Annotated in this window: 11 protein-coding genes; 5 read left to right on the top strand and 6 right to left on the bottom strand. The window is 64.5% G+C overall.

The window, feature by feature from the left end:
• The first annotated feature begins 145 nt into the window (after nt 1-145).
• Entirely contained in the window at nt 146-1267 is a 1122-nt protein-coding gene (locus AC1DMG_RS10665) for a D-alanyl-D-alanine carboxypeptidase family protein (protein WP_477174995.1), read from the top strand.
• Between the two features lie 80 nt (nt 1268-1347).
• The gene (locus AC1DMG_RS10670; protein WP_477175196.1) at nt 1348-1995 is read left to right on the top strand and encodes a hypothetical protein; all 648 of its coding nucleotides are present in this window, start codon (nt 1348-1350) and stop codon (nt 1993-1995) included.
• 85 nt (nt 1996-2080) lie between these two features.
• On the opposite strand, the gene metK is transcribed toward AC1DMG_RS10670, so the two are convergent.
• Together metK and AC1DMG_RS10680 are read right to left on the bottom strand one after the other, a co-directional pair.
• Nucleotides 2081-3280 carry a methionine adenosyltransferase gene (gene metK, locus AC1DMG_RS10675; protein ID WP_477174994.1) on the bottom strand — a complete coding sequence of 400 codons (1200 nt, stop codon included), beginning with the start codon at nt 3278-3280 and terminating at the stop codon, nt 2081-2083.
• Nucleotides 3281-3546: 266 nt separating this feature from the next.
• Nucleotides 3547-5367 carry an FAD-dependent oxidoreductase gene (locus AC1DMG_RS10680; RefSeq protein ID WP_477174993.1) on the bottom strand — a complete coding sequence of 607 codons (1821 nt, stop codon included), beginning with the start codon at nt 5365-5367 and terminating at the stop codon, nt 3547-3549.
• Nucleotides 5368-5578: 211 nt separating this feature from the next.
• Between AC1DMG_RS10680 and AC1DMG_RS10685 the strand changes: the two genes are divergently transcribed.
• Entirely contained in the window at nt 5579-6274 is a 696-nt protein-coding gene (locus AC1DMG_RS10685; RefSeq protein ID WP_477174992.1) for an SGNH/GDSL hydrolase family protein, read from the top strand.
• 105 nt (nt 6275-6379) lie between these two features.
• A complete protein-coding gene (locus AC1DMG_RS10690) occupies nt 6380-7105 on the top strand; it encodes a hypothetical protein (RefSeq protein ID WP_477174991.1) in 726 nt (241 codons plus the stop codon).
• A gap of 10 nt (nt 7106-7115) precedes the next feature.
• Here AC1DMG_RS10690 and AC1DMG_RS10695 read toward each other — a convergent pair whose 3' ends face one another.
• The 4 genes from AC1DMG_RS10695 to AC1DMG_RS10710 form a co-directional block, all read right to left on the bottom strand.
• Nucleotides 7116-7937: a class I SAM-dependent methyltransferase gene (locus AC1DMG_RS10695; protein WP_477175195.1), complete on the bottom strand. Its 822-nt coding sequence runs from the start codon at nt 7935-7937 to the stop codon at nt 7116-7118.
• Nucleotides 7938-8022: 85 nt separating this feature from the next.
• Nucleotides 8023-8946 (bottom strand): alpha/beta hydrolase, encoded by a 924-nt coding sequence (locus AC1DMG_RS10700; protein WP_477174990.1) that lies wholly within the window; start codon nt 8944-8946, stop codon nt 8023-8025.
• A 66-nt stretch (nt 8947-9012) separates the two neighbouring features.
• Nucleotides 9013-9999: a tRNA dihydrouridine synthase DusB gene (gene dusB, locus AC1DMG_RS10705; protein ID WP_477174989.1), complete on the bottom strand. Its 987-nt coding sequence runs from the start codon at nt 9997-9999 to the stop codon at nt 9013-9015.
• 4 nt (nt 10000-10003) lie between these two features.
• Nucleotides 10004-11296, bottom strand: coding sequence for a nucleoside permease (locus AC1DMG_RS10710; protein ID WP_477180506.1), 1293 nt, complete (start codon nt 11294-11296; stop codon nt 10004-10006).
• Nucleotides 11297-11516: 220 nt separating this feature from the next.
• Between AC1DMG_RS10710 and rhtC the strand changes: the two genes are divergently transcribed.
• Nucleotides 11517-12140 (top strand): threonine export protein RhtC, encoded by a 624-nt coding sequence (gene rhtC, locus AC1DMG_RS10715; RefSeq protein ID WP_441604420.1) that lies wholly within the window; start codon nt 11517-11519, stop codon nt 12138-12140.
• Nucleotides 12141-12179 lie beyond the last annotated feature (39 nt).

Raw genomic sequence — 12179 nt, forward strand, 5'->3', positions numbered from 1 at the left:
GCGCCGATGCGCCGTCGCTGTTTTATCGTCCATGGAAACATGGACTTATGTGATGTAATTCAAGTATTGTCTTGACCCGTGGCGCTGTGTTGCGGTTCAGGGTTTGTAACGCCGGTTGAAGCGGTGGCGAGAGCGAGGAACTGGGGTGGCTATCAAGTCCAACACGCTGGCCAGGGGAGCATCCTGGCGCCAAGGTCTACTGGCCATGCTGGTAGGCGTCGCCGGCTGTTTCGCGAGCGTGGCTCATGCGGGTTATGCCGCCATCGTCATCAATGAAACCGACGGCCAGGTCATCACTGCGGTGAATGCGGACGAGCCGAACCATCCGGCCTCGCTGGCCAAGATGATGACGATGTACCTCGCCTTCCAGGCGATCCAGAACGGCACGCTCAAGATGGATCAGGAGCTTCCCGTTTCCTCGTGGGCTGCCGCCAAGGCGCCGACCAAGCTCGACCTGCGCAACGGCCAGACCATCACGGTCGAAGACTGCGTGCTCGGCATGATCACCAAGTCCGCCAACGACGCCGCCACCGTGGTCGCTGAAGGTCTGGGCGGTTCGGAAGGTCACTTCGTCGAAATGATGAACGCGCAGGCCCAGCTGCTGGGCATGAGCAACACGCGTTTCGCCAACGCCTCGGGCCTGCCCGACCCGGAAGACACCACCACGGCCCGCGACATGAGCAAGCTGGCCATGGCGCTGTACCACGACTTTCCGCAGTACGCGCATTTGTTCTCGACCAAGGACTTCATGTTCCGCGGTCACCTGGTGCGCGGCCACAACAACCTGATGGACAAGTACCCCGGCATGGACGGCCTGAAGACCGGCTTCACCAATGCCTCGGGCTTCAACCTCGCCTCCACCGCCGTCAAGGATGGTCGCCGCCTGTTCTCCGTGGTGATGGGCGGTCGCACCGCCGCCACCCGTGACCGCCTGATGGCGCGCCTGCTCGACGACGGTTTCGAGAACCAGGAAACGCCGTCCGAACTGGTGGCCCAGGCTGGCGAAGCACCGGCAGGCCTGGCCAGCGGCAAGGCCCGCCGCGGCAAGGGCAGTGTCGCCGCCAAGGGCACGGCCCTGGCCGACGCCACGCCGGCCTCGCGCCGCCACCATCGCCGCGGTTCGAAGGCGGACACCGTCGCCACCGCGGCGACCTGCTCGAAGAAGAAAAAAGGCGCCACCTGTCCCGCCACCACCGCCCGCAGCACCAAGGTCGCTGCGGCTGCTGGCCAGAAGGTCGCCTCGGCTGGTGGGTCGCCGGACAAGTAAGCGTTGGTCAAACCAGATTGCGATAACGGGCTGCCTGCGGGTGGCCCGTTTTGTTTTGGGGGGATGATGCGGTGTCGGCGATGCCGTCGCGTGGAAAAGATGTCGTCGCAACTCAAAGCCAACATGTTGGCCCCTGGGCTCAGCGCACGTTGATGGAAGACACTCTGAGCGTCGACCCCGCAAACCTGGGAAGAAAAGGACAGGACATGAAGCTCACGCTCAAAGCCTTGGTCTTGGCATCCGTTGTCGCCCTGGCGTCCTCGCTGACTGTGGCTGCGCCACTCGGATCATCGACAGACGCCTCTGCAAAACACGCCATCAATGCCCCGCTGCTTGGCAGCTGGTCATTGGACACCTCACGCATGCCGGCGCCGCCCGAACAGCGTCCGAAGAGCGTGCGGTTTACGTTTGGCGATGCAGGCAGCAACACCTGGAACATGCACGTCGATATTGTCTATCGCCCCGGCGAAGAGGTGCATTCCGCCAGCACGCCGGTACTCGATGGATCGTCCACGGTCATCACGAACAGTCCCGAGGCGGACACAGGGACGTTCAAGCAGCCGGCGCCCAATGTGCTGGTGATGGCGCTGCAGAAGGAGGGCGTGCTGGTTTCGACGCGTATTTATTCGGCACTGCCCGATGGACATACGATGGTCGAGACAGCGGTTTATCCCGGACAAAGCGGCACGCCCGTCATGAAGACGAACTACTTCACGCGCGTTCGCTAGGCCGACGATTCGAGACAGCGACACCGCATCTTCCAAAAAAACGGGCCGCTTTCGCGGCCCGTTTTCGTGTTGAAGCAAGCGGTGCTTACTTCAGCTTGGCATCGGCGCGCAGCGCTTCGGCCTTATCGGTCTTTTCCCACGAGAACGCGGTGTAGGTCTTGCCGTCCGGACCCTTCACTTCGTACGGGGTGCGGCCGAAGTGACCGTAGCTGGCGGTCTGCTGGTACATCGGGTGCACCAGGTCGAGCATCTTGATGATGCCGTACGGGCGCAGGTCGAAGTGCTTGCGGATCAGCTTCTCGATCTTCTCGTCGGCGATCTTGCCGGTGCCGAAGGTGGTGACCGAGATGGAGGTCGGCTCGGCCACGCCGATGGCGTAGCTCACCTGCACTTCGCAGCGGTCGGCGATGCCGGCAGCCACGATGTTCTTGGCGACATAACGCGCAGCGTAGGCAGCCGAACGGTCAACCTTGGACGGATCCTTGCCCGAGAACGCGCCACCACCGTGACGGGCCCAGCCGCCGTAGGTGTCGACGATGATCTTGCGACCGGTCAGGCCGCAATCGCCCACCGGGCCGCCGATCACGAACTTGCCGGTCGGGTTGATGTGGAACTTGGTGCCCTTGTGCAGCAGCTTGGCCGGCAGCACGGGCTTGAGGATGTGCTCGCGCACGGCTTCGATCAGATCCTTCTGCTTCACGCTCGGATCGTGCTGGGTCGACAGCACCACGGCGTCGATGGCGGTGGCGACACCGTCTTCGTAACGCAGGGTGACCTGGCTCTTGGCGTCCGGACGCAGCCACGGCAGCGGCGAGTTCTTCTTCTTGCGGACCTTGGCCTGCTGCTCGACCAGACGGTGCGAGTAGTAGATCGCAGCCGGCATGAAGTCCTTGGTTTCGTTGGTCGCGTAGCCGAACATCAGGCCCTGGTCGCCAGCGCCCTGTTCTTCCGGCTTCTTGCGGTCCACGCCCTGGTTGATGTCGGGCGACTGCTTGCCGATCAGGTTCAGCACGCCGCAGGTCTCGCCGTCGAAGCCGACGTCCGAAGAGTCGTAGCCGATGTCGACGATGACCTTGCGGGTCAGCGCTTCCAGGTCGATCCAGGCGCTGGTGGTGATCTCGCCGGCGACGATCGCCACGCCCGTCTTCACCATCGTTTCGCAGGCCACGCGCGCACGCGGATCCTGCGCGATGATCGCATCGAGGACGGCATCGGAGATCTGGTCGGCGACTTTGTCCGGGTGGCCTTCAGAAACCGACTCGGAGGTGAAGAGGAAGTTGCTCATCGCGGTATATATCCTTCCTTACGGATAGAGAGATGAAAGGGGGTGGCGCATGATACACGGCCTACCCCGGGATTGCAGCCTCAGCTTGCAGCCGGGACATGACGATTTCATGCCGATTCAGCCATTTGGACGGCTTTGCGGCTCATTCCGGGGCACTCCCGGGCATGCCTGGGCCGCCCTGGGGCGGCAGGGCAAGCCCTCAGAATACTCCAAGGATGTCCCAGGCGGTCCCTGGCTGGGTGCAGGCGGGGGCCTGGATGGTTGCCTCAGCGGCGGGGGCTGAATCCGTCATCGCTCCAGTCCTCGCTGCCCACGCCGTGATGGACGAAGAACAAGCCGTCCGGGTCGTAGCGGCGCTTGGCGGCGGCGAGGCGCGGGTAGTTGGCGCCCCAGAATGAGCGTTGCCAGTCGCGCTCGAAGTAGTTGCTCTCCGAGACGTAGGAGCCGGCGCCCGGCGCGACCTTGAGCAGGGCATTCATCGACAGGTCGATCCGGGCCGCCTCGCGCCGGGCCTTGTCGAGGTCGGGCGTGGCGCCCGGCATGCCGGGGAAGGCCGGCTCGCTCTCGCTGCCGGTGATGGCGAGCGCAAAGGCGTCCATCGCGCCCGGGTTCATGGCGGTGTCGCGCGAACGTGCGATGGCATCCGTGGGGCCGCCGGCCAGGCCCTTGTTGAAGTGCAGCGAATAGCCCCAGTGGCGCGTTGCCTCGAACATGGCGTCGGCGAGCGCATCGAGTTGACGCTCCTCCAGCAGCGACTGCGGCAGCCACCCCGAGCGATAGCCGTGGATGAACTGGCCGACCTGTCCTTCGTCGCCGGCCCATAGCACGTGATCGCGCGGTGCGTCGGGGCGGCTGTCGGACACGATCAATTGCGGCGCGTGCTGGCGGAAGAATTCCGCGTCCCAGAAATGCCGCGCGGGCAGGGCGATGACGTGGGCTTCCTCCTTGAAGCGATACGCCGGGCGCGCCCTGATCCATGCAAAGAACGGCGCCCACACCTGTTCGGCCTCCTGCTGACTCAGGCCCTGGAACACCATCGAAAGGTGCAGCATGTTGCCGCCGTGGAACTTCAGCTGCTCGCCCCAGTGCGGATTGAACAAGGCATCACGGTAGAAGCGCATGGTTTGCCCGATCAACGCGCGGAACGCCTGGTCGGAATCGGCTTCGATGGCGCCGAAGACCGCGCCAAAGGTGTCCGGCAGCTCGTGCGTGAGCAGGGTCAGCCTGGTCACCACGCCAATGCTGCCGCCGCCACCGCCCTTGATGGCCCAGAACAGTTCCGGCTCGCGGCAGGCGTTGACCACGTGGACCTTGCCGTCCGCCGTGACCACTTCGGCCTCCAACAAATTGCCGCTGGCCGTGCCAAAGCGCTTGGAGAAACTGCCGAAGCCACCGCTCTGCACCAGGCCTGCCACGCCTACCGTCATGCAGCCGCCGCCTTGCACATAGCGCCCGCCCTGGGTGGTGACCGCCGTGTATGCATCGACCCACATGGCGCCCGCTTCGACTGTCACCGCGGAACGTGGCGCCTGCGTATCGGCACAGCCCTGGGGCACGAACGCGTCATGCAGGGCGATTTGGTTCATGTGGCGCGTCCAGATCAGCAGGGAGTCGGGCGCGTCCGAGGTGCCCTGGTAGCTGTGGCCGCCGCCCTTCACCACCAGTCGCAGGTGATGTTCGCGGGCGAAGTTCACCGCCGCCACGACATCGCTGGTCTGCTCGGCGGCCACGGCGTAAACGCTGGGACGCGAGGTCCAGGCGTCCACCCAGCCGCTGGTCTGGGTCAGCGAGGGCGTGTCGCCGAGGAAATACGGATTCCTGACCTGCTTCAGCGCCTCCTGGCAGGCGGCATTGCCGCCGTCGCAGTGCTCGAACGGCGACTGCAGCCGTTGCAGGCGACCGCCGACGGCGCGCCTGAGCTGCTCCCATTGAGCCTCGCTGGGCCAGCCCGGATCGCCGGGACGTACCCGCGCGCGCAGATGGGTGATGCCCTTGAGCGCCTCGCGCGCCGTGGCGACCGAGGGCGACAGCGCCCAGGGCAGCAAGGGCAGGGCGAGCGCAGCCTTCAGCAGATCGCGGCGATGCATGGTGGACTCCGGCGGCATGAGATGTCGTCACTGTGCCCCGGCGAGCATGCAGGACAAGCGTGGAGTGACCAATAGCGCCCTTGCTGGGACAAGTGGCGGGCTGGCGGTGACCGGAGGTGCCCATGGGTCGCCCCGTTCATCTGAGCAAGTTGGACATACCTGTCGAGACATCCATAATCGAACGCTCCCCACCTGATGTAGGAGCGAGCGAATGAAGCGATTGAGCTGGCTGGCGTTCGGCCTGATTTCTCTGCTGGCTTCGGCCATCACGCACGCGGACAGCGCGCCGCCCTCGCACTGGCAGCCGGATATCGCTGCCTTCGTTGCCGCTGATCACGAGCATCCGCCTGCCCAGCATGGCGTGCTGTTCATCGGCAGCTCCTCCATCCAGTTCTGGAAGTCGCTGGGGCAGGATTTTCCCGGCATTCCGGTGATCAACCGCGGCTTTGGCGGTTCGGCGCTGCCCGATTCGACTTATTACGCCGACCGCATCGTGTGGCCCTATAAGCCCAACTTGATCGTGATGTACGCCGGCGACAACGACATCAACGATGGCGCGACGCCCGACCAGGTGCTCGCCTCGTTCCAGCAGTTCGTCGCGCGTGCGCGCGAAGGCGTGCCCGGCGTGCCGATCGTCTATATCTCGATCAAGCCCAGCATCGCGCGCCTCGCGCTTTGGCCGAGCATGAAGGCGGCCAATAACGAAATCCGCGATTGGGCGGCCACCCAGAAGAACGTGCGCTTCGTGGACATCGCCCCGGTGATGCTGGACGCGCAAGGCAAGCCGCGCGCCGAGCTGTTCCGCCCGGATGGCCTGCATATGCTGCCGGCCGGTTATGCCTTGTGGATTGCCACGCTGAAGCCGGTGTTGGCGGCGTATGGCTTCGTGGTGAAACCTGGCGCCTGATTTCCCTCGCTGTGCGCTGCCTGCGCACAGCTTCCTGCGTCCCTGTCGCATGAACCTGCTTTGGTGTTCGGCTAGCCTGCGCCAGCAACCAACAGGGGAGGCGTCATGATTGGACGGTGGTGGTTTTTGGCAGCGGGATTGCTGTGCGGCACGGTGTGCGCGCAGTCGGTGCAGGCGCCGGCATTGAAGGCGGGCGACAGCTGGGTTTACGTCGATACGGTGGAGTCGGGCCCGCAAGGGTGGTCGCGCAAGAATGAAACCGTCACCGTCGAGCGAATCGAAGGCGACAGCGTGCTGGTCGCCAACAAGCAGGACGGCTCCAGCCAGCCAGCCGTCGAGCATCTGGTTGGCCTCGACTGGAGCCGTTCGCGCGATGTGAATGGCAAGCAGCAAGTGGTGAACCGGCCATTGGCGTTCCCGCTCACGCAAGGCAAGAAGTGGCGCGTGGAGTACACCGAAGCCAATCCGAACCGCCAGCACACCAGCGAAACCTTCGGGAGCGAATACACCGTCGTCGGCTGGGAAGACGTGCAGGTACCGGCCGGCGCGTTCAAGGCACTGAAGATCGAGGCGCAGGGTCAGTGGAGCGCCGTCGTGGCGCCTTCCGTATCCAGCGATGCGCGCGGTCATGTGGATGCGGACGGCGCGGTGAGCGTTTCGCAGAGCCAGGTCACCCATCCGCACACGGCGAGCGGTCGCCTGTACAAGGCGTTCTGGTATGTGCCCGAGCAGAAGCGCTTCGTGAAGTCCGTCGAGGAGTACTACGACAGCAAGGGTGTGCGCTCGTCGCGTTACACCGAGGAGCTGCAGTCGTCGAAGCTCGCCGGGTGATGCGTTCCTCTCAGTAGACCAGCGCCCGCGCCTGCACGAAGGCGAAGAAAAACACCGCGTTCGGATCGTTGCGCACGGCCTGCAATTCGCCGCGCATGCCTTCGACCGTGGCGGTGTCGATCTTGTCGGCAGCCACCAGCTGGTCGGCTGCCGACAACAGCACTTCTTGCCAGAATTCGATCATCTGTTTGCGTTTGCCGGGCTGGCGGTTGTCGAGGTGGAAGCTCTTCACCTCGGTCTGCACGTCGCGATAGCCGCCCGCCAGCAGCAGATTGCCGAGCTTCGCGCCAATGAACGGATCGCCGCCGTTGTCGTACTGGTAGTCGTTGAAGGCCATCCAGTAACGCAGCAGGTGCGGCGAGTACGGATCGAGGAAGAACGACGAGTTGAGCACCTCGGTCACGTAGACCACCGCGCCCGGGCTCAGCACGCGGCGGACTTCGCTGAGCACGCGCGCAGGGCTGGGCATGTGTTCCAGTACCCAGCACAGATAGGCAGCGTCGAAGCTGCGATCCGGGAACGGCAGGTCGGTGGCATCGGCCTGCTGCAGCGTATAGCGCGACGTGCACCATGCCGACTGCGCAAGATTGCGCTCGGCCGCTGCCAACTGCGCCTCGGAGCGATCCACGCCGGTCAGTTCCAGGTGCGGAAAGCGCCGCAGCAGGATTTCCGTCTGCGCGCCCACGCCGCAGCCCACTTCCAGCAGCTGTTTGGCTTCGCTGAAATCGATGCGGCTGAACAGGATATTTTCGAACATGCGCGCCTGGCGCGTCAGCCGCGACTGCTCCTCGGACGAAAAGCCGTGGATATAGGGGAACTCACCGGTGACGATGCTGTTCAAGGCCTATCCCCTCGCTGAGGAGTGCAGGCCGATTACTCTACGCCGGCGCCTGTCGAGAGAAGGTGTCGCGCCGCGGTCAGTGCGACGCGCCCGGCGGCTTCGCCTGAGGATGGGACTGGATGAACGTCAGCGTGTCGACCAGCGTTGGCGCACCATCACGCAGCGGTCGCGACAGTGCAAACAGCAGCGCTTCGTGGCCTACGCCGGGGTAGGTTCGCAACGTGCTGTCGCCGTGCGTGGCCTGGCTGGCGCGGTACAGCGAGATGGCGTTTGACGGTTCCACTTCGTCGTCGTCGGTGCCTTGCAGCAACAGCATGGGTGGCTCCTCGCCGCGCACGTACGACACCGGTTGCCCCCGGCGCTGCTGTTCCGGCGTGCCGCCGAACACACCGAGCATGATGGCGTCGTCCTGCGGCACGGGTACGAAATCGTAGCAACCGGCCAGACCGATGAATCCCGCAAGATCGGCAGGCTTCATGTCGTGCGCCGCCAGCCAGTGCGGATCCGTGGCCAGCAGTGCGGCAATCTGGCCACCGGCGGAGTGGCCCATCACGAAGACATCGTCCGGCGAACCGCCGATCTCCGTTGCGTGCGCGTGCGCCCAGGCGACGGCGCTTGCGGCATCCTGCATGAAGCCCTCGAGAGTCACCTGTGGATATTTGCGGTAGTCGGGAATCACCGTGATCACGCCATGCGCCGCCAGCGCCGTGCCCACGAAGCGGTACCAGGCACGCTCGCCGCGTACCCATGTGCCGCCATAGAAAAACACCACGACAGGCGCATGGCTGGCTTGCGCCGGTGCATACACGTCCAAGGCCAAGCCATGCTCGCTGTCGAAGACGATGTCGCTACGCGGCGTGATGGCGCGATGCTGGTCGGTGGCGTTGAGGCCGGCGAACAGGGTCGCCTCGCAGCCACTCAAGAGCACGACGACGACAAGCAGGAGACACTGGCGCAACAGCCAGGTGGACGAGGACCTGTTGGACAGCGGGAGTGTCATGGAGGGCGATGGTGGTGGGACTTGTCCATCATGCCTTGAAGCATCACGCAAAGGCTTGCGGCGAACTCAGGCCGCCAGGCGCGTGCCTTCCTGCAAACCGTCGAAATATTCGCGCGTGAGGCGCAACTGATCCAGCGCGTTTTCTGCCTGGTTCACCACATGGCGAAACGCGGCGTTTTCCGCACGATCCTTCGCGTACCAGCCCAGGTGCTTGCGCGCGATGCGCACGCCCTGCATTTCGCCGTAGAACGCGTAGAGGTGTTCCAGGTGATGGACGAGGATGTCGCACACCTCGGCGGGCGTGGGCTCCGCCAGGGTTTCACCGGTGCTGAGGTAGTGGCTGATCTCGCGGAAGATCCACGGCCGGCCCTGTGCGCCGCGCCCCACCATCACGGCGTCGGCGCCGGTGACATCGAGCACATGCCTGGCCTGTTGCGGCGTTACCACATCGCCATTGGCGAACACCGGAATGCGCACACTCGCCTTGACGGCGGCGATGGTCTCGTACTCGGCGTCGCCTTCGTACTTGTCGGCACGCGTGCGGCCATGCACGGCGAGCGCGGCGATGCCGGCGTCCTCGGCGATCTTCGCAATCGTCAGCGCGTTCTTGTTCTGGCGATCCCAACCGGTGCGGATTTTCAACGTCACCGGTACGTCCACGGCGTCGACCACGGCCTTCACGATGCGCGCCACCAGCGGCTCGTCCTGCAGCAGCGCCGAGCCCGACCACACGTTGCAGACCTTCTTGGCCGGGCAGCCCATGTTGATGTCGATGATCTGGGCGCCGTTGTCGGCGTTATAGCGCGCCGCTTCGGCCAGCATCGCCGGATCGTAGCCGGCGATCTGCACGCTCACCGGTTCGGGTTCGCCCTCGTGGTCCATGCGCTGCAGCGACTTGCGCGTACGCCACAGGCGGGGATCGGCGTTGGTCATCTCCGACACGGCCAGACCCGCGCCCAGCCGTTTGCACAGCAGGCGGAAAGGCTTGTCGGTGACGCCGGCCATGGGAGCAAGCACCACGGGCGGGTCGATGCGGTAGGGGCCGATCTGCATCCGCCTATTGTACCCGGCCAGAAAATCCCGCGCTTTTGTGGGAGCGCACCCTGTGCGCGACGGGCGTCCGAGTGCCATCGCAACAACCGGTTATCATGAACAACACCGCCACGATCAACGAATAGCTGGCGAAGGTGATCCAGATGCCGTGCCAGTCCTTGCTCTGGTCCGGATAGGTGAAGAACGCCTCGATCACCAGGCCGCTGATCGAGCTGCCCAGCACCGCGCCGACGCCATTGGTCATCAGCATGAACAGGCCCTGCGCGCTGGCGCGGATGGACGGGTCGCTCTGGCCTTCCACGAACAACTGGCCGGATATGTTGAAGAAGTCGAACGCCATGCCGTACACGATGCACGACATCACGATCATCCACAGGCCCGAGCCCGGATTGCCATAAGCGAACAGGCCAAAGCGCAGCGTCCACGCCAGCATGCTGATCAGCATCACCGTCTTGATGCCGAAGCGGCGCAGGAAGAAGGGAATGGCCAGGATGAACAGCGTTTCGGAAATCTGCGAGATGGACATGATGATGGCGGGGTAACGCACCGCCACCAGATCCTTGTACGCATCCATCTTGGCGAAGTCGTGCAGGAAGGTATCGCCATAGGCATTGGTCAGCTGCAGGGCCGCGCCCAGCAGCATGGAGAAGGTGAAGAACACCGCCATGCGCGCGTCGCGAAACAGCTTGAACGAGGTGAGGCCGAACGTGTCCAGCCACGACTGGTTGTCCCTGCGCTGGAAGCGCGGCGGGCAGGGCGGCAGCGTGAAAGCGTAAAGGCCCAGCAGCAGCGACGCGCCCGAGGCCACGTAGAACTGGCCCGAGGAGGTTTCCAGGTGCAGCAGGCTCACCGTCCACAGCGCGGCAATGAAACCCACCGTGCCCCACACGCGGATCGGCGGGAAATCGCGCACGATGTCCTTGCCGTCGCTCTTGAGCGCGTTGAATGCCACCGCCACGGAGAGCGCGATGGTCGGCATGTAGAACATCATGTTGATCAGCATCACCCAGAACATCAGGCCGGGCGACTGCACCATCGGCACGCAGAACAGCACGCCGGCGCCGCAGATGTGGAAGATGCCGTAGAGCTTGTCCGCATTGATGTACTTGTCAGCGATCACGCCCGCGATGGACGGCATGAACAGCGAGGCGATGCCCATGGTCGAGAAGATCGCGCCGAACTGCGCGCCCGACCACTGCTTGGTCTGGAACCAGTACGCGCCAATGGTAAGCAGCCACGATCCCCACACAAAAAATTGCAGGAAGTTCATGGCGATCAGGCGCAGTCGCAGATTCATCAGCGTATGTCTGTGTGGGTAGTGGTGACGGGTGAGGGGCGGCGCGCCCATCCCTCCAGGGCTGGCGCGAGCCGGACCTGTGTGGACGAGCCGCTGATCCCCTGCAGAGGGCTTGGGACGTCCCAAGGCCGTGCCAAAACGGGCAGACTAGAGGACCACCGCGGTGGCGACAAGCTGCGCCGCCACGAAGAAACCGGCCCCATTCCCCAAGGAGACGCCCGTGAGCCTGTTCCTGACCATTGCCCTGGTACATCTGGTGGCTTTGCTGAGCCCTGGTCCGGACTTTTTCTTTGTGTCGCAGACCGCGGTGAGCCGCACGCGGCGCCAGGCGATGTTCGGCGTGCTGGGCATCACCCTGGGCGTGGTCGTTTGGTCCGCCCTGGCCCTGGCGGGCCTGCAATTGCTGCTGCAGCGGCTGGCCTGGCTGGAGCGGCTGATCTCCATTGCCGGCGGCCTCTACCTGGCCTGGATGGGCATCAAGATGCTGCGCGGCGCGATCAAGGCGCCGGTAGCCGCGAGCGAGCCGCACGCCGTACTGCAGCAGAGTGACTGGACCACTTTGCGCGCGGGACTGCTCACCAACCTCTCCAATCCCAAGGTGGTGATCTATTTCGGCAGCGTGTTCTCCGCGTTTCTCGGCGACCGCGTCGACGCTGCCACGCGCTGGGGTTTGTGGACCCTGGTCGTCGTCGAGACGTTCGTGTGGTTCACCCTGGTGGCAGGCGTGTTCGCCTTGCCGGCCATGCGTCGCGGCTACCTCAGGCTGTCGCGCTGGATCGATGGGTTTGCGGGCGCAGTGTTCGTGGCGTTCGGTTTGCACCTGATCTTTGCGCGCAAAGCGTGACCGAAAACCTGCGCCTCACCTTGTGGGAGCGCACCCTGT

Source organism: Dyella sp. 01N36 (assembly GCF_056399745.1).